General features: G+C 38.6%; 26 protein-coding genes and 1 pseudogene. 8 read left to right on the top strand and 19 right to left on the bottom strand.

What is annotated here, in order from left to right; genetic code table 11:
• Window positions 1-41: 41 nt before the first annotated feature.
• The 3 genes and pseudogenes from FY048_RS02695 to FY048_RS02685 form a co-directional block, all read right to left on the bottom strand.
• Window positions 42-890, bottom strand: a complete 849-nt coding sequence (locus FY048_RS02695) for a TauD/TfdA dioxygenase family protein (protein WP_446090030.1) — start codon at window positions 888-890, stop codon at window positions 42-44.
• Between the two features lie 11 nt (window positions 891-901).
• Window positions 902-1,888, bottom strand: coding sequence for a quinone oxidoreductase family protein (locus tag FY048_RS02690; RefSeq protein ID WP_446090029.1), 987 nt, complete (start codon window positions 1,886-1,888; stop codon window positions 902-904).
• Window positions 1,889-2,024: 136 nt separating this feature from the next.
• A pseudogene (locus tag FY048_RS02685) lies at window positions 2,025-2,768 on the bottom strand (aspartate/glutamate racemase family protein).
• A 249-nt stretch (window positions 2,769-3,017) separates the two neighbouring features.
• On the opposite strand from FY048_RS02685, the gene FY048_RS02680 reads away from it, so the two are divergent.
• The 3 genes from FY048_RS02680 to FY048_RS02670 are packed head-to-tail and all read left to right on the top strand — an operon-like array spanning window position 3,018 to window position 4,764.
• Entirely contained in the window at window positions 3,018-3,590 is a 573-nt protein-coding gene (locus tag FY048_RS02680) for a nuclear transport factor 2 family protein (protein WP_446090028.1), read from the top strand.
• The gene (locus FY048_RS02675) at window positions 3,557-4,051 is read left to right on the top strand and encodes a chalcone isomerase family protein (protein WP_446090027.1); all 495 of its coding nucleotides are present in this window, start codon (window positions 3,557-3,559) and stop codon (window positions 4,049-4,051) included. The genes FY048_RS02680 and FY048_RS02675 overlap by 34 nt, the downstream gene beginning before the upstream one ends.
• Before the next feature lie 17 nt (window positions 4,052-4,068).
• A complete protein-coding gene (locus tag FY048_RS02670) occupies window positions 4,069-4,764 on the top strand; it encodes a response regulator transcription factor (protein ID WP_133972664.1) in 696 nt (231 codons plus the stop codon).
• Here the strand turns inward: FY048_RS02670 and FY048_RS02665 are convergent.
• From FY048_RS02665 to FY048_RS02620, 10 genes are all read right to left on the bottom strand, one after another.
• Window positions 4,761-6,089, bottom strand: coding sequence for a sensor histidine kinase (locus FY048_RS02665; protein WP_004643376.1), 1,329 nt, complete (start codon window positions 6,087-6,089; stop codon window positions 4,761-4,763). The two genes, FY048_RS02670 and FY048_RS02665, sit on opposite strands and share 4 nt — an antisense overlap.
• Before the next feature lie 29 nt (window positions 6,090-6,118).
• A complete protein-coding gene (locus tag FY048_RS02660) occupies window positions 6,119-7,168 on the bottom strand; it encodes an SAM-dependent methyltransferase (RefSeq protein ID WP_446090026.1) in 1,050 nt (349 codons plus the stop codon).
• A gap of 8 nt (window positions 7,169-7,176) precedes the next feature.
• A complete protein-coding gene (locus tag FY048_RS02655) occupies window positions 7,177-7,956 on the bottom strand; it encodes a DUF1295 domain-containing protein (protein WP_198079846.1) in 780 nt (259 codons plus the stop codon).
• Between the two features lie 29 nt (window positions 7,957-7,985).
• Window positions 7,986-9,185 (bottom strand): SAM-dependent methyltransferase, encoded by a 1,200-nt coding sequence (locus tag FY048_RS02650; RefSeq protein WP_080027436.1) that lies wholly within the window; start codon window positions 9,183-9,185, stop codon window positions 7,986-7,988.
• Entirely contained in the window at window positions 9,182-9,973 is a 792-nt protein-coding gene (locus FY048_RS02645) for a DUF1365 domain-containing protein (RefSeq protein WP_446090025.1), read from the bottom strand. Before FY048_RS02645 ends, FY048_RS02650 begins: the two co-directional genes overlap by 4 nt.
• A gap of 22 nt (window positions 9,974-9,995) precedes the next feature.
• Window positions 9,996-11,258, bottom strand: coding sequence for an NAD(P)/FAD-dependent oxidoreductase (locus FY048_RS02640; RefSeq protein ID WP_446090024.1), 1,263 nt, complete (start codon window positions 11,256-11,258; stop codon window positions 9,996-9,998).
• Entirely contained in the window at window positions 11,255-12,226 is a 972-nt protein-coding gene (locus FY048_RS02635) for an acyl-CoA desaturase (protein WP_446090023.1), read from the bottom strand. The genes FY048_RS02640 and FY048_RS02635 overlap by 4 nt, the downstream gene beginning before the upstream one ends.
• Window positions 12,227-12,346: 120 nt before the next feature.
• Complete coding sequence (locus FY048_RS02630) at window positions 12,347-12,910, bottom strand: lipocalin family protein (RefSeq protein ID WP_446090022.1); 564 nt, start codon at window positions 12,908-12,910, stop codon at window positions 12,347-12,349.
• 96 nt (window positions 12,911-13,006) lie between these two features.
• Window positions 13,007-14,410 (bottom strand): heavy metal sensor histidine kinase, encoded by a 1,404-nt coding sequence (locus FY048_RS02625; RefSeq protein WP_446090021.1) that lies wholly within the window; start codon window positions 14,408-14,410, stop codon window positions 13,007-13,009.
• Window positions 14,407-15,078 (bottom strand): heavy metal response regulator transcription factor, encoded by a 672-nt coding sequence (locus FY048_RS02620; protein ID WP_446090020.1) that lies wholly within the window; start codon window positions 15,076-15,078, stop codon window positions 14,407-14,409. The genes FY048_RS02625 and FY048_RS02620 overlap by 4 nt, the downstream gene beginning before the upstream one ends.
• 125 nt (window positions 15,079-15,203) lie before the next feature.
• Between FY048_RS02620 and FY048_RS02615 the strand changes: the two genes are divergently transcribed.
• Together FY048_RS02615 and uraH are read left to right on the top strand one after the other, a co-directional pair.
• Window positions 15,204-15,671, top strand: a complete 468-nt coding sequence (locus FY048_RS02615) for a GlcG/HbpS family heme-binding protein (RefSeq protein ID WP_446090282.1) — start codon at window positions 15,204-15,206, stop codon at window positions 15,669-15,671.
• A gap of 11 nt (window positions 15,672-15,682) precedes the next feature.
• Window positions 15,683-16,084, top strand: a complete 402-nt coding sequence (gene uraH / locus FY048_RS02610) for a hydroxyisourate hydrolase (RefSeq protein ID WP_005046214.1) — start codon at window positions 15,683-15,685, stop codon at window positions 16,082-16,084.
• 59 nt (window positions 16,085-16,143) lie between these two features.
• Here uraH and FY048_RS02605 read toward each other — a convergent pair whose 3' ends face one another.
• From FY048_RS02605 to FY048_RS02585, 5 genes are all read right to left on the bottom strand, one after another.
• On the bottom strand, window positions 16,144-16,851 hold the full coding sequence (locus FY048_RS02605; RefSeq protein WP_045125716.1) for a PqiC family protein: 708 nt from the start codon (window positions 16,849-16,851) through the stop codon (window positions 16,144-16,146).
• Window positions 16,841-18,508: a PqiB family protein gene (locus FY048_RS02600; RefSeq protein WP_151743223.1), complete on the bottom strand. Its 1,668-nt coding sequence runs from the start codon at window positions 18,506-18,508 to the stop codon at window positions 16,841-16,843. Before FY048_RS02600 ends, FY048_RS02605 begins: the two co-directional genes overlap by 11 nt.
• A gap of 7 nt (window positions 18,509-18,515) precedes the next feature.
• On the bottom strand, window positions 18,516-19,325 hold the full coding sequence (locus FY048_RS02595; RefSeq protein ID WP_446090019.1) for a paraquat-inducible protein A: 810 nt from the start codon (window positions 19,323-19,325) through the stop codon (window positions 18,516-18,518).
• The gene (locus FY048_RS02590) at window positions 19,322-19,930 is read right to left on the bottom strand and encodes a paraquat-inducible protein A (protein WP_045430345.1); all 609 of its coding nucleotides are present in this window, start codon (window positions 19,928-19,930) and stop codon (window positions 19,322-19,324) included. The genes FY048_RS02595 and FY048_RS02590 overlap by 4 nt, the downstream gene beginning before the upstream one ends.
• A 278-nt stretch (window positions 19,931-20,208) precedes the next feature.
• The gene (locus tag FY048_RS02585) at window positions 20,209-21,093 is read right to left on the bottom strand and encodes a LysR substrate-binding domain-containing protein (protein WP_446090018.1); all 885 of its coding nucleotides are present in this window, start codon (window positions 21,091-21,093) and stop codon (window positions 20,209-20,211) included.
• Between the two features lie 93 nt (window positions 21,094-21,186).
• Between FY048_RS02585 and FY048_RS02580 the strand changes: the two genes are divergently transcribed.
• Together FY048_RS02580 and FY048_RS02575 are read left to right on the top strand one after the other, a co-directional pair.
• Window positions 21,187-21,504, top strand: a complete 318-nt coding sequence (locus tag FY048_RS02580) for a carboxymuconolactone decarboxylase family protein (protein ID WP_004643395.1) — start codon at window positions 21,187-21,189, stop codon at window positions 21,502-21,504.
• Window positions 21,495-21,902 carry a tautomerase family protein gene (locus FY048_RS02575; RefSeq protein ID WP_446090017.1) on the top strand — a complete coding sequence of 136 codons (408 nt, stop codon included), beginning with the start codon at window positions 21,495-21,497 and terminating at the stop codon, window positions 21,900-21,902. The genes FY048_RS02580 and FY048_RS02575 overlap by 10 nt, the downstream gene beginning before the upstream one ends.
• A gap of 93 nt (window positions 21,903-21,995) precedes the next feature.
• Here the strand turns inward: FY048_RS02575 and FY048_RS02570 are convergent, their stop codons facing one another.
• Window positions 21,996-22,550 carry a TetR/AcrR family transcriptional regulator gene (locus FY048_RS02570; RefSeq protein ID WP_446090016.1) on the bottom strand — a complete coding sequence of 185 codons (555 nt, stop codon included), beginning with the start codon at window positions 22,548-22,550 and terminating at the stop codon, window positions 21,996-21,998.
• An 848-nt stretch (window positions 22,551-23,398) separates the two neighbouring features.
• Between FY048_RS02570 and FY048_RS02565 the strand changes: the two genes are divergently transcribed.
• Window positions 23,399-23,776 carry a DoxX-like family protein gene (locus FY048_RS02565; RefSeq protein WP_005046200.1) on the top strand — a complete coding sequence of 126 codons (378 nt, stop codon included), beginning with the start codon at window positions 23,399-23,401 and terminating at the stop codon, window positions 23,774-23,776.
• Window positions 23,777-23,793: the final 17 nt, after the last annotated feature.

Below are 23,793 nucleotides of genomic sequence, written 5' to 3'. Positions count from 1 at the left end.
TTTTAGAATTTCAATTAGATAAAATTATTTAGCCCATAGACTTAATAGGTTGCGTCACCAATAATGCCGGCCCGCTCCATTTTTCGGTGGCAAGGTGGATAATCCATGACTGCATAATGTTGTGTACTGCGGTTATCCCAAATGGCAATGCTGTTAGGCTTCCAACGCCAACGCACTTGAAATTCTGGAATATAGGCTTGAGAAATTAAGTAACGCAGTAGTTCAGCTGCGCCCGGATTAGCATCTTGTCCAAATCTGACGCGCTCTTTGGTGTGATAGTTGCTGAAATGGGTGGTAAATGCATTGACGTATAAAATTTTCTCGCCCGTTTCAGGATGAGTACGTACCACTGGATGCTCAGCATCAGGGAACTTTGCTTTTAAGTCCAAGCGTTTTTCAAGTGGCATCGCTGCCCCAAAACTCGCTTCTATGCTGTGATAAGCACGTAATTCAGCAATCTTATTTTTAATATCTTCGGGTAAAGACGCATAGGCCATGACCATATTGGTCCACATGGTATCGCCACCTACAGGTGGGCATTCAACGCAGTGCAGCACACATCCCATTGGCGGAACCTTGCGCCAGCTTGCATCGCTGTGCCAAGCATTTTCATAACGATCGACAGGACTTTCCGGATGTTTATAAATCTGCACCAAACCCGGATGATCAGGATGGCTACCTACCGCAGGATGATCTTCTAACTGTCCAAATTTTTCTGCAAATGCGACATGATCCTGACGGCTTAAATGCTGATCTCGCAAGAACAACACACGGTGTTTAAGTAGTTGTGTGCGAATTTCAGCAAATAATCCATCATCATAAATCGCATCAGCGAGTTTGACGCCACTGAGCTCTGCGCCAATATTGCAAGTTAACTGTTCAATTTGCATAAGAAATCCCTTCAAATTACAAAAATTGATGAACCTATTGTTTTGCGTGCTTCTAAATCACGATGAGCTTGCACGGCATCCTTTAGCTCATAGCGCTGATTAATTTCAATTTTGATTCGTCCATGTCGAACGTGATCAAATAATTCATTTGCCAGTTCTTTTTTCTCGGCAGGATCTGCAATGTAATCGGCCAAAGCTGGACGAGTCACAAACAATGAACCTTTGACTGCAAGTAATACCGGATCAAAAGCAGGGATTGGACCCGAAGCAGTGCCCACACAAACCAGCAAACCCCGGCGTTTGAGAGAGTCTAATGAACTCATAAAAGTGGCTTGACCAACACTATCGAAAACGACATTTACACCAACGCCACCTGTTAACTCGCGTACACGCTCAGCAACATTTTCATGGCTATAATTAATGACATGATCACAACCATGAGCTCTTGCTACGGCAGCTTTTTCTTCTGAAGATGTGGTCCCGATAACAGTCAAGCCAAGTAATTTAGCCCACTGAGAAACGATCAGCCCAACACCACCAGCGGCTGCATGTAATAAAATTGAATCGCCTGCTTTAAAATCATAAATGCGGCGCATCAGATAAGCAGCGGTCAACCCTCGCATAGTCATGGCTGCCGCTGTTTCACAAGAAATTTCTTCGGGTAATTTAATTAAAGCATTTGCTGGAATTAGACGGTGGGTGCTATATGCACCTAACGTATTTAAAAAACCTGTATAGGTAACTCGATCACCTACTTTGAGGTGAGTTACTCCTTCACCTAATGCTTCGACTACACCAGAAGCCTCTACGCCCATGCCATTAGGCATTGGAATTTGATAAGTTCCATTACGAAAATATGTATCGGCATAATTTAAACCGACTGCCACATGACGTAGGCGTACTTCTCCAGCTTTTGGATCTCCTACTTCTACATCTTCATAGCGCAATACTTCTGGCGTTCCTGTTCCATAGAAACGTATAGCTTTCGTCAACGTCATGTCCTATTCCATATTTTGGTTTTTTATTGATTGCCTATAAAAGCAATAACCAAAATTACAACAGTTAGGATATGGGCCACTTTACATTTGACGACACAAGCTTAACGTTTAATGACAAAGGATATGCCAAATATTGCTAAACAGTATTCCCAGCAGTCATGCGTAGATTGGCGCTTTTAGACTTTTTATTTTCGTTTAAGCTAAAACTCACCGCCTCTTTTGCATGAATGGCAGTCGTATCAAATAAAGGAACCGAGAACTGAACCTCACCAATCAACATACAAATTTCGGTACAACCCAAGATAATTCCTTCTGCACCTTCAGCTATGAGCGCCTCTACAATAGCCTCGTATTTTTGTCTTGAATCTGGGTTTATTACACCTAAACAAAGTTCTTCATAAATAATGCGATGAACTATCTTTCTGTCGGCTTCATTTGGAATAACCACGTCAATTCCATAATCCTGCAATCGAGCTTTATAAAAATCTTGCTCCATGGTGAAAGCTGTTCCCAACAGTGCGACTTTACGAATGTCTTGACTCACAATTTCTTTTGCTGTCGCATCGGCAATGTGTATAAAAGGGACCGTAATAGCATCCTCAATCTGCGGTGCAATTTTATGCATGGTGTTAGTACACACCAAAATACACTCTGCCCCTGCTTTTTCTAAATTTAGTGCTTGCTCCGCTAAATATGCGCCTGCTTCTTGCTATAAGCCTTTTGCTTGCAACGCTGCGATTTCTTCAAAATCAACACTATTAATAATTACTTTAGCAGAATGTAATTTTCCTAATTTACCGTGAACCATTTTATTAATTTGTTGATAATAAAGCGCTGTGGACTCCCAACTCATTCCGCCTAATAAACCAATTGTTTTCATTATTTAGCCCTTCTATTTATTCAAAACTTATCTATATCTCTTATGAGTAAAGCGCAGCTAGAATAAAATTGCTTTCTTAATACTAAAATTTGTGGAGCCCAGAGAAACTTCTAACTTAAATAGATCTAATAAAGGGTATTTCAAAAAGAAAAAACTGTCTTTTAACACAAATCATAAAACATAAGAATTCACGCAAACTTCACGACCAGCTCTTTAATTTAATCTTATAAAGTTGGCTCGGATATAGACATGAAAATTATAACCACAGCCCTAGGGCTGATTACCTTGGTAGGTTTAACAGCGTGTAAAAGTGTGCCTAGTTACTCAAGTGACTATGGCAAAGCTGAACAAAAAATTACTGGAATAACATTAAATGATGAGCAGGCGTTAGATATCGGTAATCGTTTTGTTGCCGCATTTAATACACTTGGCACCCCTTCTTTTGTAAGCAATGCTGGCAATCTCTACGCTGATCAGCTTTATATTAACGATACACTCTCGCAGTTCTCTCAAAAAAAAGATCTCATCAAACATTTTGAAGGCATGAATGCCCGAGTGAGTAATGTCACTGTAAAACTGATTAGTGCAACTCACCATCAAGATACAGCCTACATCCATTGGTACATGACCTATGACTTTAAAATGCTAGGCCGCTCAAAAACTATGGCTTCTTATGGAATGAGTCAAATTAAGATTAATGAGCAACAAAAAATTATTTTCCAGCAAGATTATTGGGATCCGGCGAATGGCCTCTACCGTTCTTTACCAATCTTTGGAGGAGTCTATAAATGGATATTACCGTTCAAAAAAGTCGAGTCTTAATATTTCTGGGAATCTTGATCGTATCTCAAGCTAACGCGGCTGAACTGAAAAAATGTAGTTCAGCACCTTTGATGGTCACGAGTAAGAAAGTGGGAAATGTCAGTTACTTTGCTGAAGATTGCTTAAAAAATTGGCAGAGTCAAAGCATCAAAATGGACTTTAGCTATAACCGCGATATTCCTGAGTGGGCTTTTAAACGTGCAGCAACCCATTATTTGAAAAAGAATATTAGTGGATTTGATGCAAAATCGCCACTTAATCATATTAATGAACTTTATAGACCCATCAAAAATGGAGATTTATATAGTTTGTATTACCAGCAAGAAAATCAAAAACTGGAACTCAAATTAAACCAGAAGCTACTCGGTTCTTTAAACAATCCGAATGCAAATCAATATTTTAAAATCTGGTTTGGTAGCGAACCATTTAATGCTAAATTAAAACAACAATTATTAAATTAATGGCTTAATAAAATCTCATGGGTAATCATTTTATCCTCATGGTTGAGGACCATTTTGAACTTGCAGCAACCGTCTGCGAATTTCTTGAAGTGCATGGTTATATCATCGATCATGCGCGTAATTTAGATGCTGCACGGACTTTTCTCAAATCGCAGCATTATCATCTTTTGCTGCTCGATATAAACTTACCCGACGGCTCAGGTTATGATCTATGCAACTGGCTGCGCACCGAACAAGGTGTTGATATTCCTGTCCTTATGCTGACAGCAAGAGATACTTTAGATGACAAACTTAAAGGCTTTACCGCTGGAACAGATGATTATTTGGTTAAACCCTTTGATTTTAACGAACTAGTGATGCGTATTCGTGCATTAATTAAAAGAGCAGCTGGCGAAGTCACTCACCATAAAATTCAGATTCATGACTTAATTCTTGATAGTGCAACCCAAACAGTTATTCGTGCCGGAAATAATATCGAATTGCCGCCTATTCAATTTAAATTATTAAAAATTTTGATGCGTCAGTCGCCAAAAGTGGTGACCAAACAAGAACTGATGATGGAATTATGGGGCGATGAAGAACCTGAAAGTGATGCATTACGTAGTCATATCTATAATTTAAGAAAAATGGTTGATAAACCTTTTGACCCTAAGCTATTACATACAGTGGCAGGCGTCGGTTTAAAAATTGCTTTAGACAGTTCTGTAAGTTAGCTCAAATAGACCACAACAATTAAACCTGTTGCCTGTTCTAAGTCCAACTCAGGATGAGTAGCTAAATAGTACTGCCGATCAAACAACTCCACTCTCCATCCTAATTGTTTGCAAAGCTTTTGCACCAATTGCAAACCAATTCCGTGGCCTTTAACTTTTAAAGAAAGCTGAGAGTCGCTGAGCTCTTGTACTTTCACATCATTAGGTAGAGAAATTCCAATTCCATTATCAGCAATAATTAGGCTGTTTTTTTGTTGAATAATGTCGATTTGTGAGCCTTGAGAATAGTTCAATGCATTACGTAAAATATTGCTTAAAACCATTTTAGTCATAGAAGGATATAACCAGCGCGGCTGTTCAGAAAGGTCGGGTTGAATATGAATATGTATTCCCTTACTCTCACTCACTGCTTGTAAACTTTCGACTAAATCCTTCACAATTCTAGATAAAAAATTCTTCTCAGACGGTAAGCTTTTTACTGTATTACGTGCAATCGCCAGTAAGGTATCAACTAATAACTGCATATCCTCAATTGTATTATGAAGACGAACTAAGGCTTTATCATCTCCATATCTCGCCTGACAAAGTTGCACATTACCTTTCAAAATGGTTAGCGGAGTACGCAGCTCATGGCTCACATCTCCCGTAAATTCCCTTTCGCGTCGAATAAAATCACTTAAAACTTGATGATATTTTTCCAAGGCTTGCTTGAGATATTCTGCTTCCATGTTGCCATTGGTATTAATATCTCTAAAAGGAGATGCTTGGGTATCTTGATGTGCCCAATCGATATTTTCTAAAGCATTTGCCAAGCGTGTAATTGGGGAAAAATAGCGTCTGGCTTTTCGATTTGACCACCATAAAAAGCTATATAGCACAGACAAACTAAACATGAGCGGAGCCAGTCCAAATAGCCAGATCAGCTTATTGACATTGCTCTCGCCAAATACCAACAGAACATGTTGACCATTATGCTCACCATAGACTGTCATTCGCTCTTTACCATCAACGAATACTCGGTGCACCCCACTTTCTAAATGCATGCCCCGAAATGGTTGAGGTGCAATCTCTGTATTCCACCGATATCCATATAAATTTTTCGTATCCGGTAAATCTGCATTTGGGTCACGTTCTATGCGTAACCAGTAATGCTCCATTTCCTGCTCTAAAGCGGTTTTAAGTAAAGAGCCTTTAATGACCCATGCACTACAAGCCAACCCGACCACGATCGATAATGCAATCAGACCAATCTGCAACCAATAATATCGATTGAACATTTTGGCTAATGGATGACTAGATTTGCCATCATGTCGAGTTCTTATCATATCTTTATCGCCGGGATAGGCTGTAGAAATTACAATGATCTCTTTCTAAATAAAAAGTGACCAATTACCCATTCTTGTCCTTGCTCAAAACCAAACAGCTCAGCACAAGCCATGAAGAAAATACGCCAACGTTGCCACCAAATATTGGCATCTTTTCCATAGATTTTTTTAAACAGAGGCTTCAATTCAACTTCTTGATTATCCATATTATCAAGCCAAGCATTTGCAGTTCTCATATAATGCTCACCCGACCACTGCCAGTGTTGAGCCAATTCTAAATGCTCTTGAAAATGCAAAAAAGTTGACGTCGCAGGCATTAAACCGCCAGTAAAGAAATACTTGGACATCCAATCATAATCTGATTTTACTTCAAAAGGATAATGTAAAAAGCGATGGCAAAAAATATGACACCAAAGTAGCCCATCTGCCTTCAGCCATCCCTGAATTTTCTCAAAAAGACGTTGATAGTTACGAACGTGTTCAAACATTTCAACCGATACAACCCGATCAAATTGAGCTTGGTCTAATTCGAGCACATTCACATCACATGTAACTACTTCAATATTGTTTAAACCCTTCAACTTTGCTTGCCCAAGAATATGCTTTTTCTGGGTTGCAGAGTTTGAAACAGCAGTAATCTGTGAGCGCGGATAGTTTTCTGCCATCCATAATGTTAGAGAACCCCATCCACAGCCTAGCTCTAAAATATGTTGGCCGTTTTTAAGTTGTGCTCTTTCACAGTAAAGCTGAAGTGCGAGCTCCTCTGCTTGATCTAAAGTTGTTGTTTTAGTCGGAAAATAGCAAGCACTGTATTTGAGTCTTTTTCCAAGCACTGCCTGAAAAAACTCAGTCGGCAATTCATAGTGCTGCTCATTTGCCTTGTCCGTTTCAACGGCAATTTCGCTCTTCTTCAGTATATTAAGCAGATCCATATAGCGCTGTGCCCCTTGCTCAGGGTCATAACGCCCTTCTTGAATTAAGCGTTTTTTGCTTAAAGCACGAATTGCTGCCCGAATTGCATGATCTGGAATCACACCACTTTCAACAATTTTTAAAGACTGATGAACAATAAAATCCATATGCGCACCTATTTTTTGGGTTTTCGCGGAATAAACATTGATGTTTTTTGTTGATAATCAAGATAATTTTGGCCGCGGCTTTTAATTGCTTGTTTTTCACTAAATGGAATACCCGTGACGTAGTATAAAAATAGCCACATCAGTAACGGATAAATCCACAATAAATATTGGCCCGCAGCTAAACCAATGATTGGATAGGCAAACCAGTGTAACCATTCAAAAAAATAATTTGGGTGACGTGAATAACGCCATAAACCCTGATCCATCGTTTTGCCATGATGTTCCGGATTTAATTTAAATCGGTATAACTGCTGATCAGCGAGCTGCTCCCCAATAAAGGCAATCACCATGATGACAGCAGCAATCACTAAAGCGATTTTATATCCACCACTCCATTCAATTGCTTCTACATTGAGTAGCGTCCACATCGGAAAAAAGAACAAAAGCACCAAAAGGGTTTGAAAAATAAAAAATAATAAAAAGCCAAAGTGCTGGAACTTACCCATTGACTTGCGCATGTTCGCGTAACGACCATCTTCTTTGTGTTCAGATTGATAACGTCTTAACAGGTGCCAAAATAATCTTAAAAACCATAAGCCGCTAAAAATACCGACAAAAAGTCGCACTTCAACTGGAGCAACTGAAATGAGTAAAGAAGACACAATAATGTTTACTGCCAGACAGAAACTCCATGCGGCATCTACAATTCCAGCTCGACCATTTGCTGTGGCAAGTAGCCAGCTCAGCAACATGATCATTAAATCTAGAATCAGTAAATTCCAAAACATGAGCAGTCTCCTTGCTTGATGTGTTTGAGTTAGTAACTGGTACTTTCAAACAACAAGTGAACATTGCTTATCACACCTTCTTTAAAACCACCCTCGCAATAACATAAATAGAAATCCCACATGCGAATGAAGTTTTCATCGAACCCCAGAGCTAATACTTCCTCTCGTGCGATTAAAAACCGTGCTCGCCAGTGATGAATTGTTTTTGCATAACTTAAACCGATGTCATTTAAATGCTTTAGCCTTAAACCACTTTCAGAGGCGGTTTGAGTCAATACACTCACGCTAGGAATAAAGCTACCAGGGAAAATATAACGCTTAATATAATCGACTGTATTTAATGCTTTTTTATAACGGAAATCTTCAATGGTAATGGCTTGAATAAATGCCAAACCTTTCGGTTTTAACAGCGCTTTGCACTGATCAAAATATGTTGATAAATATTGTGCACCTACGGCCTCAACCATTTCAATTGAAACCAACTTATCGAATTTTCCTTCGAGCAAACGATAGTCTTTTAATTGCACATCAATTCGATGTGCCAACCCAGCTTCACTTACACGAGTAACGGCTTCATCGTATTGAGCTTGTGAAATGGTAATGGTGGTCACTCTACAGCCATAATGTTGGGCTGCATAAATTGCAAAACCGCCCCAACCGCTTCCAATTTCAACCAAATGATCCATTGGTTTTAAATCTAACTTTTTACAGATGAGCTCTTTTTTATAATCAGATGCATCTTCAAGTGACATGTTTTCATTTTCAAAAACAGCACTCGAATACATTAACGACGGGTCTAAAAATAATTTAAAAAAGTCATTACTTAAGTCATAGTGCTCAGCAATATTTTTACGGCTCCCGCTTATAGAATTTTTTCTATTTTTATACCAACCCTTCAGAAAAAACTGGCTCGCCTGTGCAATAACATTCTGGTTAAACTGGTCTAATACATCTCGATTACGTGCCAATATCTGAACCAACTCTACAAGTTGTTCGCTGCTCCAATCACCACGGATATAGCCTTCCGCTGCTCCTAAAACACCATTTTTTAAAATGAGATCCATCAGCAAAGGATTGCGAACTTCAATCACAGCATGTAAGTCTGAAACCTCGCCAACTGTACCACTCCACGCGCCCTGAAAAGTGATCTGTCCATGACGTAGTTTGAGAAGACTCTTGAGCAGTAACGGTAGTGAGTCATCTTCACCATAAAGAAATGTTTTTATCATGTCTTATCTACCTTGATCTTTTTAGGATGACGATAAAATGGAACTTTTTTTCGCCATAACTTAAATGCCTCTAAATATATTGAAAACAACATTTTAAAAGGGGCTAGGCTGTTCATAAGAGCATATCGATACTGCTGTGAAGGAAATGTGATGGGCACAAGTTCAAACCGCATAGTGGCATCAAACACTTGTTTTTGTTCTTCAAAGAGCTGCATGTGAATAACATTTTGCTGATCTGAAAAACTAAACCGCCAGCGGTAAATCAACTGCATAGGCATGAACGGCGAAACATGAAATGATTTTTCAAAATGAAAATCAAAACTCTGATAATCACCCATATTTCTTTGTTGTTTTGAGCAGTCATGTATATAAACTTTTCGTTCATTCCAAGGGGTATTGGTGATTTCACTAAGAATAAATAGCGGTTTTCCGGCTTTATTTAAAACAAAATAAAAGACCACAGAGTTAAACCGAAAACCCAAACAACGGGGTAAAGCCAATACTCTGATTTGCCAGTCTGGCCTAATATGTAAGTTGTTATTTTGCAGTATCGCTTTTTCTACTTTTTCCTTTATAGAACCGTGATACATATTTAAAAAATCATTTTTGGATAGTTCTAAGACATTCCAATGATTGGTTGACCAAAGTGAGCAATCTTTTGCAATCTCATTTAATTGATCTGGATCGAACCATAAGTAATTTAAGGTCGATGTGAATTGATGCTGTTTGGGGCTATAGCGTCGGTGACGAATAAGTGTAGGAGCTATAGCAAGTTTATTTAATAACATTTGAAAAGCTCCTTACCTATTTTTATAAGTGTAAAATTTGCTCTACAACACGTGCTGCACTGCGGGCACCATCCTCATGGAAACCCCAGCCCCAATACGCTCCACAAAATGAAGTTCTGTTTTGTCCGTTAATTTCTTGCCAACGAGATTGAGTTTGAATCGCTTTTGTATCAAACACAGGATGACGATATTGGCGTTCAACCAATATGTCTTCGGCTTTAATTTTCATATTCGGATTTAAAGTAGAAAAAACTTGAGTATTGCAGGGTAAATTCTGCAAATTATTCATCCAGTAGGTAAAACCATAATGTATGTCGGACTCATTGCTTTGAACTTGCGATGTTGGCGTTACATGTACATGCCAACTTGCCCACTGCAAACGGCTTTTAGGCATAATTGAAGTGTCACGGTGAACCACCATGTGATTATCTTGATAGCTAAATTGACTTAGTATTTCTCGTTCAAGCGATGAAGCATCTTTAATTAAACTTAGGCTATCGTCCGCATGGCTTGCGAAAATCACCCAGTCATATCCGGCTTGCCCTTCAGTCGTTTCGATAAACACAGTTTCTTGTGAACGGCTCACACCTTTTACTTCTGCAAACTTCCACTCAATAGATGGACAGTTTTGTTGAATAGCATGTATATAACTTGCTGAACCGTGTTTAACCGTTTGCCATTGCGGCCGCTCTTTTAGCTGTAGCATGCGGTGATGCTGAAAAAAGCTCACGACAAATCGATATGGAATCTGACCTACCTGCTCAACCGGAGCCGACCATAATGCCCCGCACATCGGATAAAGATGCTCATAACGGAACTCATGGCTATATTTGTGTAGGTCTAAATAGTCTTCAATAGATAAATTAGGGCCAAAATCTGTTACATCAATATTTTTATTATCATCATAAAAACGCAGCAAATCTGAGAGCATTTGTAGAAATTTACGGTTTAGAAAGTTCTGCGGACGGGCAAAGAGCGACCATTTTTTTGAGGGGTTATATTGAAGCCCACTGACTAGGTTATTCACCGAAAAACTCATGTCGCTGCTTTGAGTTTCAACTCCCAAATTTTTAAGCATGTCGGTAAATAACGGATAGTTGTAGTCATTAAACACAATAAAACCACTATCTACCGCAACTTTAGCGCCCTCTATATCCAGCTCATGAGTATCAGTATGACCACCAAAATAGTTGTTTTTTTCATATACGGTAACTTGATGTTGTTCTGACAATTTCCATGCAGCATAAAGTCCCGATATTCCCGAACCCACAATGGCAATTTTCATAACACTTCCCCATTTTCAATTTTTTCTATCGGTAGATCTTTAATCTTTTTATATTGATAGACCTTCGCTGGTACTGGCTTTAGCCCCCACACCAAACCAAATAAAGACATCAGTTTGAGCACATAAAAGGTGATATCAATCTGCCACCAATAAAAACCTTGACGCACACTACCCGCGTAAAAGTGATGGTTGTTGTGCCATCCCTCACCTAAGGTAATTAAAGAAAGTAAAAAGTTATTACGGCTATCATCTGGGGTATTAAACTCTCGTGAACCATAACGATGCGCGAGTGAATTAATACACAAGGTTGCATGCGTTAATAGAACTGTGGAAATCACAAAACCCCACACCAAAAGCTGTAAGCCATTAGTACCTAACTCAGGAAAATGTTGTGCAAGCCATGAACCGAAACCATAAATTGCTAAAGCCGTCAAAATCACAATAGGTAAACTAAATCGGTCCAGCCAAATCAGCTCAGGATATTTCAACCAGTCTTTAATGACTTTTTTTCGAGTGGCAAAATTCTGCTCATTTAAAAACCAGCCTACATGGGAATACCAAAAGCCTGCTTTCGCTGAATGCGGGTCCTGATCGGTGTCGGTAAAATGATGGTGATAACGGTGATGTGCTGCCCACCATAAAGGTCCGCGCTGTGCACTCATGGTTCCAATCAGTATAAAAATGAACTGGACAATACGTGATGTTTGAAAAGTTTTATGTGAAAGATAGCGGTGAAAAAAAGCAGTAATTGCAAACATGCGAAGAAAGTAAAAACCCAGCATGAAGACAACTGCAAACCAAGATACGCCCACCCAAAACACAGCTAAACAAGCGATATGCAATAAAATAAAAGGAATTATTCTTAACCATTGAATTTTCTTTTCAATGACATATTCGCCAGAAGTACCCACTTGCGCATTTTCTGAATCTGACCAGCTATCGATCCAGCGCAGAAAAAATTTAGACATTGATTCTTCCTGATCTAAAGCATTTCTTTTGGTTCTAATTTAGAAAATGCGCAATGAATTTTATGTGAAGTTCACACGATTACGAGATAAATATAAGAATCTACATAACCAGCAACGTCACTATTTAGAATGTGTTGTCTTAACGAGTTTAGAAACATCGTAGCCATAGCTTTTTGCGGTTTGCAGATAAGACTGATATGTCGCTTCATCAATTTGAGGACTACGAGAAAGAATCCATAAATATTTCTGGCTTGGGCCCCCCACTAAAGCGACCTGATAATCTTGGTCAACTCTTAAAACCCAATAATCGCCTTTTGTAAAAGGAATCCATCTTAGGCCAGAAGGCAAAAAGCTCACTTTTAATTTACTGTTGCCCTCATTTTGCGAATAGGCCACACCTTCAGATGAAATCATTTTGCCATCTTTGTTGGTACAACTATTTAAAACACCAACGGTTTTGTCCGCGTTAATGGAATAGTTTGCAGTTGTATTGGCTACACAATTACGCTGAAAAAACATAGGTAAATGCGCAATCTCATACCACTTACCTGCGTATTTATTAATATCAATAGATTCAACAGCCACTGGTTTCGTATTTGTGTCGGCAAAGGTGCTCAAAGGAAGCGTTAAGCTAACCGCTGCAAGACTGCTGCTGATGACAAGTGACTTAAATAATAATTTCATAACGACCCTCTTCTATTTATTTCATATGTTTAAACATACGCCAGAGGGTTGTGAACAAAGTGTGAATTTTAAAAATTAAAGAACATTAATAAGGATTTAATTGTATTTCTTTGGAACATCTGCAATTGGAAAATTCAGTTCAAAACATACGCCATCGAGCGTGTTATAAACCCGATATAGGCCATGATGTAGATCCATAATTGAAGCGACAATCGATAACCCTAATCCACCTGTCTGGTTCTCATCACTTCGACTTGAGTGGCATTGGTAAAATCTTTCAAAAAGATGCTCAAGTTGATGGTCAGCAATTGAAACACCTCCCGTTACCACAGTCAGGCTCACCCATTGCGTATGCTCAATCACCTTATGCCTAGTGGCAATATAAATAGTTCGCTTGTCACCACCGTGTACCAGCGCATTTAAAATGAGATTGTAGACTGCTCTTTGAAATAGCTCTCGATCTGCAAATAACTTCTGGGCTTCTAAGTTGAAACTAAAATGACACTCTTGTTCCTCGGCCTGATATTCAAAAATCTGGCATAGCCCATCTATAACATCTTGGACGTTTATTTCTTGTTTGTTTACAAGAACCATTTTCTGATCGGCTCTTGCTAAAAAAAGCATGCTATCAATCATGCGTTTTAATCTGTGGTAATCATCCAAATGAGACACCAGCAAATCTTCATATTGCTCAACTGAGCGTTCGCCAGTTAAAGCAATTTCAGTTTGCCCAATCAGATTATTTAAAGGCGTACGGAACTCATGAGCAATATCCTCAGAAAAACGGTTGAGCTGTGTATAACCCTTTTCAATACGCTCAAGCATGTGATTTATATCTTTTGAAAGCAGCTCAACTTCTAAAGGCGAATTTGGGAGGTTTAATCGTTTTTGTAGCTGATTTACGTTAATAGAATGAGTTTGCTTGCGAAGTTGTTGTAGCGACCTTAAACCTAGGTGACACGCTAAAATGCAAAGCACAAAGATTGCAAACACGCCTCCTACCACATACATCAAGAGACTTTCTTGAAAAGGTAAAAGAATATTGATGCGTTCCGACCACTGTTTACCTGCAATGAGCAGATAAGGCTCGTCATTAATTTTTATGCTTTTCCAAGCAATTCGTGTTGGATATGGGTTGTTGGCTAAGTCCTGAAATTGAAGACTGTTGCGCTGTGCAAGCTCAGGTAACTGAATATGGAGTGGATTAATATTAATTAAAGCTTTGTCTTTATTAATAAGCAGAAACAAATTGTCTTGGTTGCCGAGCATGTTTTGGTACAGCTTTGGCCGCGCAATAATTTGCTCTACATTTTCGCTATCTTGCAGCAAAATTTCCAAACGGTTAATTCTGTCTGCTAAAGCTTTATCTTGTTGCTTTAATAAAATCTGGTTAATACCTAAATAGGTCATAAAGCCGACGGAACATAAAATTAAGGCAGAACAGAGCGTGACCAGTAATGTAATACGGACTTCCAGAGAACGCAGAAATTTAAAGTTCATAAGCTAACCGAAATTTTATAACCCAAACCACGGATGGTATGAATGAGTTTTAATTCATATCCTTCATCAATTTTGCTTCGTAAACGGCGTACTGCCACATCAATAAAATTAGTATCGGTATCAAAGTTAATATTCCACACTTCGGAACCAATTCGCCTGCGCGTCACGATTTGCTCTTTATTGATCAATAGATAGCGCAATAAATTAAATTCGGTTTTGCTCAGCTCAATTAAGTTGCCATTACGCCATACTTTATGTCCGACCAAATCCATTTTTAAATCACTGATAGACAGCTCATTTTCTTGCAGATATTGCTGTCTTCTTAACAGACTTTTAATACGGGCTAACAACTCAATATAGGAAAAAGGTTTAGCCAAGTAATCATCTGCACCCAACTCCAAACCTTTGACTCTATCTATCACCTGATCTTTTGCTGTTAAGAAAATAACCGGAATTTTTGAGAACTGACGTAATACTTGTAATACGCTCCAGCCGTCTATGTCTGGCAACATCACATCAAGAATAAGCAAGTCATATTGATCTCTCTTTAGCATTTCCAAACCTTGAAGTCCTAAATGAATGCACTCTGCTTGATATCCAGATTCTTTTAATCCTTTGACCAAATAAGTGGCGATTTTGATCTCGTCTTCAATAATAAGGATACGCATTTTGTAGAGACTCATTTGAAAGATGACAACTTTGTAATGTGATTGTCATGCTTGGAATTATTCAATTTGTTTAAGATTTTCAAAGCGACATAGAGGCAATCATCATGAACAAATTGAACTGGCTGATGCTAACAGCCGTGCTATTGGGTAATAGTACTTTTGCACAGCCCCCTGCTTTGAATCAAGTCTATTCATTAGATCTTAAAACTGCACACCTATTAGCGGACAGTGCTAAAGAGGCATGCAAAAAATTAAATCAAAACATTGCGGTCGTTGTTGTTGACCGTGGTGGTAACCCTTTAACTGCCGAACGGCATGAGCTGGTTGGTCCGCATAATTTAATGGCTGCCGAGAAAAAAGCCTATACGGCACTATCTACCAAAACATCGACCTTGGTTTTAAGCCAAAACAGTAACCAAAACCCCGATGCAAAAAATTTAACCACACTGGCAAATTTATTGTTGTTAGGAGGCGGCGTACCTGTTCGTTTTGAGAACCAAGTGATCGGAGCGATTGGGGTTGCAGGTGCTGGCGGCGCACAAAATGACAATCAATGTGCAAGCAAAGCCATTGAAACCGTTTTTCATTCATAAGGAACTTCATCATGCCTAAATCATTTATTGCTTTATCTTCGCTATTTATTGCTTCGGCTACGTTTGCACAAACTAATCCGCTAAGTGTGCATGTGTTAAATCTAGAAACGGGGTTGCCCTCTTCTCAGGTTGAAGTCGTTTTAGAAAAAAACACCAATAACCAGTGGGTTAAACTCAACCAGCAAGTGACCGATTCAAATGGTCGTATTACTGCGCTGTATCCAGAAAATAAAAAATTAGAGCAAGGGGTTTATAAAGTTACCTTTAAAACTGAAGACTGGTTCAAAAAGAATAAACAACAAACTTTTTTTGCCGAAGTACCCGTTATTTTTAAAGTGGATGGAAGCGTAAATCACTACCATATTCCTCTACTACTTAGCCCTTATGGCTATTCAACCTATCGAGGTAATTAAAAGAAAAACCCCTTTATCTGTTTTGCACAAATAAAGGGGTTAATTCAAAGCGATTTGGTTTACGAACAAACCCCATTGCTAATCACCGATTTTTTGTTTGAATCTAGCGCCACAATTGAAGAAGAAACCGTATTAATAATTTGAGTCATCGCCTCACTTGACGCACTCACAATTGCTTCCATTTTTTTAGCTTTTTGATCAATTGGCTGCTTAAAAGCAATTCTGCAATTCAGCTGAGATCCTCTATTAGTGATTACTTTTGCATTAGCTGACTCTAATTGAGTAGGCGGTATTTGACGCTTCACCACCCAAGATACAGCAATATTAATATTGCTGTGATCTACAATATCAAAATGAGAAAAGTCTGTAGAAACTCGATATAACGGTTGATTGTTTCCAGCAAGCCCACTGCTATAACTGTCAATTGCCCCTAGCTTTTGTTGTAAACCCGCCGACAGAGTATCGCGTAATTGCGTACCCATGGTCGATGTCCAACGTTCGTTGTTTAGCACTGTAGATTTACCACTACTGTCTTGGAGCACTAAAGGCGCACGGTCTAATCGATCTGGAATCCCGACTGGCAAAACTTCAATCACCTGCACAGTTGAACTGGTGACCGGAGTGACTTTAGGTGTAAGCGTATAGTAGTTTGGCGTTGGTGAACTCGAACATGCTGTCATAGCAACTGCCGTTAAAAACAAGCCACTCCCAAGCAGCCATTTGGCTGCTTTAGAATGTTGAAAAGATCGATTGTTTTTATTTTTCATCATCGGCCTCTGGGGTCTTACCACGAATAATTGATTCAGGGTGTTGTTCAATATAGTCTGACATTAACTGTAAAGAGGCAGCGGCACGTGTCATTTGCTGCAATGCTTTGCGTACGTCTTGTTGCAACGGCGCATCGCTCGACAAAATAGACTCAGACGATCTTACCGTTTTACGAACATCGTCTAAAGTTGCTTGTAAACCAGGTGCAACTTTTCCATCTAACTGTTTAACCAGCTTGTCGGTAGACTCAATCGCTGTGTTCATATTGTTAAGCGTTTTACGCACATCTTGCCCAATTTCAACTAACGGGAATTTCGTTAACTTGTCTGCAATCTGAGAAACCTGTGCTTGTAAGCCACTCAGTTCAGTTGGCGTTGTCGGAATCACCACACGGTTATCACCTAGAATCTGTAATGTGGCTGGTTTGGCTTTAGGGAACTTGTCTAGAGCAATATAGTTTTGTCCAGTAAGAAGGTTCCCTGTTCGCATTTGAGCCCGCCATCCATGTTCAATAAAATCTTTAAAAATTTCACTGTTCGGGTTAAGTGCTTGACCATTTTCAACTCGTGAAGGATAGATGACAGCCTCAACACGCATACGAATCTGTTTATAGTGGTCATAAAACTCGGCATTTACTGATTTAACATTACCAATTTCAATACCCATGAAATCAATCGGAGCACCGACAGTCAGCCCGCGTAATGAATGATCAAAATACATAATCACACCACGAGGTTGCCCGTCAGGCTCTTTTAATGCATCACCTTTTGAATCCCAAAGATTAAAACGACTATGATTCGCCGCTGTAGTAGCACGAGAGCTTTCAGGGATTCCAAAAGCAATACCACCCGCGACAATACTTGCCAGCGATTGAGTATCTAAATTAAAGCCCGAAGCATTTAAGGTCACATCAATCCCACTCGCCTGCCAAAAACGTGCATCGGTGGTTACAAACTTGTCATACGGTGCACGGATAAACGTTTGTAGTTCAACATTTTTACCGTCATCAGACAATTTATAGGCTGTAATTTGCCCTACATTAATTCGACGATAATAAATTGGAGAACCTATATCTAACGAACCAAGATCATCTGCATTTAAGAAAAATACTTTTCCGGGAACATCTGAAGATATGACTGGCGGCACTTCTAATCCAGTAAATTCAAACTTATCTTCTGCTGATTTACCGCCATCCACTTCAATATATGAACCTGACAATAAGGTGTCTATTCCTGAAACTCCACTCGTCCCAATACGTGGTCGCACAACCCAAAATCGTGAATCTTTTGCTGCAAAGTTACTCGCACCTTTGCGCAAATCAATTCTGGCAATAACGTGTGAACGATCATCTGAAAGATCAATCTGCCGTACTACACCAATATCCACCTGCTTATAGCGAACTGTTGTTTTACCAGCGACTAACCCTTCAGCCGTTCTAAAAGACACATCAATTGTAGGGCCATGAGACAGTAGCGCTTTTACAGCTAATGACAGCGCGATTAAAAGCGCGATCAATGGAATAAGCCAAATTAATAAAGGCTTCCACCGACTCTTCTTTTCTTGGGGCTCTGGTAAATCATTCATGCTATCCAGTTCAACATCTGCATTGCGATGATCTGAGTTACCAGTGGTTATTTCATTTTCAGACATACTCATTGTTCTTTTATTGACTGGGATTAATAGAATCATTATTCAACGGCGAATGTTCTGCCTGAATAATCGTTGTTTTTTCAGAAGCAACAGAAGACGGTTTGTTTGTATTTTGAGATGCATAAAAATTATCCCAAATAATACGTGGGTCAAAACTAAGTGATGCGAACATGGTTAACACCACAACTGCGCCAAAAGCAATCGAACCCGGCCCAGCTAAAATCGTAGCAAGCGATTGAATCTGAATGAGGGCTGTTAAAAGTGCCACCACAAAAACATCAATCATTGACCAGCGCCCAATAAACTCGACAATTCGATATAACTTAACGCATTGCTCCGGTAAAAATTTCCAACCTGCCGATTTCTGTAGATATACAGCAAATAATAAAAAATACAAAATCAGCAGCTTCAACATGGGAATAAAAATACTGGCCATGAAAATAACGACTGAAACCAGATAGTCTCCACTTTGCCAGAAGTAAATTACCCCACTCATGATCGTATCTTGCTGGCTACCTAAAAGTGAGTCAGTTACCGTCATCGGAAGGACATTGGCTGGAATATAGAGAATTGTTGCAGCAACTACCAAAGCAAAGGTTCGATTTAAACTCGCTGGTTTACGTGAATGCAGCACGCTATTACACCGAATACAACGTAAAACTTGATGGCTTTTATTTCGTCGTCTTTTTTCATTTTGAGCAGAATTTACGACCCCACAGCAATGACACACAATTAATGAGAGATCTTTAGCGCGTGGATATTGCTTAAGTACCGATCCATGTTGCGAGCTTTTTGCTTGGGTCACATTTTTTATTGTTTTCATGGCAGTGACCTATCAATTTCGTTCCATATATCACTTACCTTTATGGAAGTAATATAGACCAACAATACACTTAAGATCGCAAATGCCCATAAAGCAATTTCGGGAATCACCAAGACCATTCCCATTAACTTCACAAGCGTGACCAAAATTCCGATTAAGAACACCTCAACCATTCCCCACACTCTCATAAAGAAAAGTGTGCGTAAGGCCATCACCAAAAACGTTGGCCTCTTTTTCAAGATACTCACTGTACCAAGCACATAGCTAAGCAATAAAAGATAGGAAAGCGGCACAATAAAAGTGGTAATTAAAATAAGTACACCAACGAATGCCCGATCAAAGTGAAACATCACCCAGACTGCCCCCAGTAAAGTAGTCTCGGAAGTATTTCCTTGTAATTCAATTTTTACGATGGGAAAGCTATTGGCAAGAATAAATACAATTAAGGCAGTTAAAATCAAAGCTAACAACGTTGAAAAAGGTTTGGTGTGCCGATAGAGTTCTGCGCCACAGCAAACACAATAAGCTCTTTTTCCATAAGCAAGCGGAGCTCTACGATAGACTGTATCGCACTCCTCACAACCTGCTAATTCTTTAAGCTTCATAGTGATACTCTGAAATTTATAGTTTGATTACATTCTTCAACGAGCTTGTTTTACCTAAAAACAATGACTCCTAACACGCAAATATCATTCCAAAAATTTAACTTATAGCATTGGTATATCAACATTCAAGTTAAGAAAGATAGAAGAAAAATGAAAATTTTGATTATTTTACTGCTACCCAAAATAATTTATAGAGAATCTCTTTGCTACCAAGTTAAATGAAAATACAAATTAAACCAAAGACTATCTCATTAAATTCAACTTTTTAGACAGATAAATTATTGAAGATGCTGTTCAATATATTTTTGAAATTGCTGAACAATATAACCAGATTCTAATTTTGAACTGGAATAAAGCCCAAACGATAAAGATCTAAGTTGGGGCAATTCAGCACTTTTTAAAATCTTGATATCTGAAGGTATTTGAAATAATGATCTTAAACTGATTCCAATGCCTGCACGTACCGCAGGCCACAAAGCTTGAACAGAATTGCACTCATAGGCAATGTGCCACTCCAAGCCCTTCTCTTCAAGCGCCTGAATTGCCATTTGTCTTAGAATACAAGGCTGCTGTAAAACAACTAATGGAATCGAAGTTCCAGTTTCAATAATCTGCTGGATGTGTGGATGTGAACAAAATAACCACTCTGTTTCTACATTCTGCAATTCATAAAAATTTTCACGGGCTTCATCTTGTTGCCAGATGAGTGCCAAATCCAGCTCTTGTTTTTGTACTTTTTCTAATAAATTAAGATTTCGATCGACCTGAATTTGAAACTGCACTTTAGGATATTGCAACATGAACTGAGCAATTAATTGTTGGAGCGTGCCTTCAGCAAAATCTTCTTGTAACCCAAAGCGAATAACCCCTGTCGCTTGAGTCTGATGAAGTTGTAAAAGTACCCTATCATTCATTGCCAACACACTTTTTGCATGACTAAATAATAATTCACCGCTCGGTGTTAACTCTAACAATCTTCCGTTTTTTCTTAATAATTGGCAGCCAGTCTGCTGCTCTAATTTTTTTAATTGAGCACTAATCGCAGCCGGAGAACGACATAAGTTTTGAGCAGCCAAATAAAAACTGCCTAGCTCTATACCTTTTACAAATGCCCGTAAGGCATCTAAATCAAGGTTCGTGGGTACTTTGGCATAATCATTCATAAAAACTGAACTATAGGTTCAAAAAGTTTTGATTTTTAAAAATATAACAAACTGCCATAGTCGCTACAACATCCCCCAACGCAGAGTTTTAAGATGTTTAGAAAAATTGATATCAATAATCTAGAAACTGTCGCTCCCAAACTTTATGAGCTCGGCAAAGATTATTTGTTTGCAGATATCTGGCAAAGACCAATCCTTGATACTCAAACACGCTGTTTCATTACAATCTCGGCGCTTATTTTGCAGGGTCGCTATTCACAGCTCGAATGGCATATCAAAAATGCCCTAAGCCAAGGGATCTCTAAGGAACAAATTATTGAGGTTACTACCCATCTTGCTTTTTATGCAGGACTGCCCACCGCTATTTCAGCACTTGAACATATGCCAGAGGAGATATGGTCATGCCCATGATTCGTTTTACAACCAGCTATTCATATACCGATTTAGAAAAAGCGCAAATATCTAAAGTTGTGCAATCTTGTATGGAAAACTATTTCGATACGCCTAAAAATGATTGTTTTCATATTTTTGAACAAATACCGCAAGGACAGGTTTTTGTTGACCCTGATTATTGGGTTAAAACTGCACGTACTGAAAAGTTCATCTTGCTTTATATCACCTCAGGCAAGCCCCGAACGGCGCAACAAAAATCAGATTTAATGCTGCATGTTACAACCCAGCTTAAACAGAATTTTGATGTGCCAGAACAAGATGTCATGTTTGTGATTGTGCAAAATAGTGCAGAAGATTGGTGCTTTGGTCATGCACAGCGCGCTGATCTTTATTTGAAAAGCTTGAATTCACCATAAATAAATACAAGCCCAATGCATTATTTTAATGAGATATTTAAATTCAGATCTAAAAAAAGCTCCTCAAATAAGGAGCTTTTCATTCGCCGATTCTTAATTAACCATAGTTAAAAAATAGTTTAATAATCTATCTCGGTCATCTATCTGATTTTCTCCTAAAAGCTGAACCATAGCGCCATCAACCACAAATAAAAACAGGTGAGCATCTTCAATTGAGGCCGTAACTTTTAACGTTAAGAGTAGTTTATAAATTTCTTGAATTAGCCAATTTCGATAGTCAATTACAACCTTATAGGCGGTTGGATAAAGCTTTTCAATTTCAAAAATTGCTTTAAATGGCAAATGGTAAAAGCCCTCTAAATCTGCATGTAAATAGAAAATTTTCTTGAGCTTATCGAACAACATGAGTTCACGATATGAATGGATAATTGAAAATACCTCGTCTTTTAATGCATCTTTTTGAAAAGTTAGGCTCATCTCGATGAGCTTTTCTTTAGAGTGAAAATCATTATAAAAAGTGGATTTTGAAATTCTGGCTTCAGCAATAATTCGGTCGACACCTACATTATGAAAACCATGTTGATTAAATAGATCTCTTGCCGCGTGGAGCACTCTTAATGCTCTAAATGAATTTTCTAAATTTGGCATAAACATTCTGCTCAAAGATAATTTTTTGTTGTATATAAAAGAGATAGAAAGGCCTTCACTCTTAAAATGAGTGCTAAAAACAGGCATTCGAAAGCTGCGCAAAAAGGATGCGCTAACCTATCTCAAGCTTTATTGTTGATATGATTTTTTAGTCGTAATGATCTAAAGGTTAAACCTATAAATGTTTAAACCGTTTTAAAGACCAGTTGAGCGGTATGAATAAAGAGAGTTTGGCAAAGGCCAATAAATAAGAAAAATTAGTACGCATGGCGGACTCCTAGATGAAATAGAAGTTCTACCGAATTACTGTCAAATAATTATGGTGGCAGAACGAAGGCGGGTTGACAGACCAGTCATCTAGGAACCGGCACGCACAAGGCGTCCCACCTCCGTCCTACCGCTACGAAGGCAGGACGAACGAGTTCGTCACCAAAAAATTACTTTCTTGGTGCCCTAGATGAAAAACAGCCTGTCAAAGCCGGCTGGCGATGTAGGCCAGCAGGCAAAGGATAATCGGCAGGGTTTAGAGTGTCAATGTGATATTGGCTAGAAATTGGTTAAATAATTATTGTTTTTCATTCAATTAGATACTTTAACTAATCATTAATTAAGCTGAATGATAGTTCTGCTAAACATTTAAAAAAATTTTATTTTAAGATGCATATTTAACTGTATTTTTTATTTATTACAGGGCAGCATATTGCTGATTTTGATGGTTTTAAATAAATGGTAGCAGAGCAAAAGAGGGTTGACAGACTGGTTAGACTCCAGCACGCACAAGGCGTCCCTCTTCTGCTCTACCATAACGGATATGAATTATATACATTTTAAAGTTTTAGAGTACCTCCATGAAAAATATTAATATCTTCAAATTTATAAACCTTGTGCTGGCCTTTTTATGGATCTATCAAGGACTTGTTCCCAAATTTCTATTTCTTAATTCTGATGAAATTTTTGTATGGCAATGGGTAGGACTATCACTTGAACATGCAAAACTTGCAGGCCATGCGAGTGGTATCGCCGAAATGATTTTTGGTTTATGTTTTCTCTTTACTGCACATAAATATATTCACTATTTAAGTATTTTGGGTTTGCTTGGGCTGCTTCTTTTAATTGGTTTTTTAATACCCTCTACCCTGATCTTGCCCTATAACCCTATCGTGATGAATCTTTCAATGATAAGTTTATCTATTGTCTATCTCATCTTATTAAGTGAGCAAAATTAACTTACAGCCATTCATGT

This window comes from Acinetobacter sp. 1124_18A, assembly GCF_052824995.1.
Note: the sequence above shows the minus strand (reverse complement) of the source record. Positions and strands in the feature narration are given on the sequence as shown.

Coding starts and splice junctions, on each gene's coding strand:
- FY048_RS02695 (WP_446090030.1), bottom strand. CDS start 890: ATGCAAATTGAACAGTTAACTTGCAATATTGGCGCAGAGCTCAGTGGC.
- FY048_RS02690 (WP_446090029.1), bottom strand. CDS start 1,888: ATGACGTTGACGAAAGCTATACGTTTCTATGGAACAGGAACGCCAGAA.
- FY048_RS02680 (WP_446090028.1), top strand. CDS start 3,018: ATGAAAATTATAACCACAGCCCTAGGGCTGATTACCTTGGTAGGTTTA.
- FY048_RS02675 (WP_446090027.1), top strand. CDS start 3,557: ATGGATATTACCGTTCAAAAAAGTCGAGTCTTAATATTTCTGGGAATC.
- FY048_RS02670 (WP_133972664.1), top strand. CDS start 4,069: ATGGGTAATCATTTTATCCTCATGGTTGAGGACCATTTTGAACTTGCA.
- FY048_RS02665 (WP_004643376.1), bottom strand. CDS start 6,089: ATGATAAGAACTCGACATGATGGCAAATCTAGTCATCCATTAGCCAAA.
- FY048_RS02660 (WP_446090026.1), bottom strand. CDS start 7,168: ATGGATTTTATTGTTCATCAGTCTTTAAAAATTGTTGAAAGTGGTGTG.
- FY048_RS02655 (WP_198079846.1), bottom strand. CDS start 7,956: ATGTTTTGGAATTTACTGATTCTAGATTTAATGATCATGTTGCTGAGC.
- FY048_RS02650 (WP_080027436.1), bottom strand. CDS start 9,185: ATGATAAAAACATTTCTTTATGGTGAAGATGACTCACTACCGTTACTG.
- FY048_RS02645 (WP_446090025.1), bottom strand. CDS start 9,973: ATGTTATTAAATAAACTTGCTATAGCTCCTACACTTATTCGTCACCGA.
- FY048_RS02640 (WP_446090024.1), bottom strand. CDS start 11,258: ATGAAAATTGCCATTGTGGGTTCGGGAATATCGGGACTTTATGCTGCA.
- FY048_RS02635 (WP_446090023.1), bottom strand. CDS start 12,226: ATGTCTAAATTTTTTCTGCGCTGGATCGATAGCTGGTCAGATTCAGAA.
- FY048_RS02630 (WP_446090022.1), bottom strand. CDS start 12,910: ATGAAATTATTATTTAAGTCACTTGTCATCAGCAGCAGTCTTGCAGCG.
- FY048_RS02625 (WP_446090021.1), bottom strand. CDS start 14,410: ATGAACTTTAAATTTCTGCGTTCTCTGGAAGTCCGTATTACATTACTG.
- FY048_RS02620 (WP_446090020.1), bottom strand. CDS start 15,078: ATGCGTATCCTTATTATTGAAGACGAGATCAAAATCGCCACTTATTTG.
- FY048_RS02615 (WP_446090282.1), top strand. CDS start 15,204: ATGCTAACAGCCGTGCTATTGGGTAATAGTACTTTTGCACAGCCCCCT.
- uraH (WP_005046214.1), top strand. CDS start 15,683: ATGCCTAAATCATTTATTGCTTTATCTTCGCTATTTATTGCTTCGGCT.
- FY048_RS02605 (WP_045125716.1), bottom strand. CDS start 16,851: ATGAAAAATAAAAACAATCGATCTTTTCAACATTCTAAAGCAGCCAAA.
- FY048_RS02600 (WP_151743223.1), bottom strand. CDS start 18,508: ATGAGTATGTCTGAAAATGAAATAACCACTGGTAACTCAGATCATCGC.
- FY048_RS02595 (WP_446090019.1), bottom strand. CDS start 19,325: ATGAAAACAATAAAAAATGTGACCCAAGCAAAAAGCTCGCAACATGGA.
- FY048_RS02590 (WP_045430345.1), bottom strand. CDS start 19,930: ATGAAGCTTAAAGAATTAGCAGGTTGTGAGGAGTGCGATACAGTCTAT.
- FY048_RS02585 (WP_446090018.1), bottom strand. CDS start 21,093: ATGAATGATTATGCCAAAGTACCCACGAACCTTGATTTAGATGCCTTA.
- FY048_RS02580 (WP_004643395.1), top strand. CDS start 21,187: ATGTTTAGAAAAATTGATATCAATAATCTAGAAACTGTCGCTCCCAAA.
- FY048_RS02575 (WP_446090017.1), top strand. CDS start 21,495: ATGCCCATGATTCGTTTTACAACCAGCTATTCATATACCGATTTAGAA.
- FY048_RS02570 (WP_446090016.1), bottom strand. CDS start 22,550: ATGCCAAATTTAGAAAATTCATTTAGAGCATTAAGAGTGCTCCACGCG.
- FY048_RS02565 (WP_005046200.1), top strand. CDS start 23,399: ATGAAAAATATTAATATCTTCAAATTTATAAACCTTGTGCTGGCCTTT.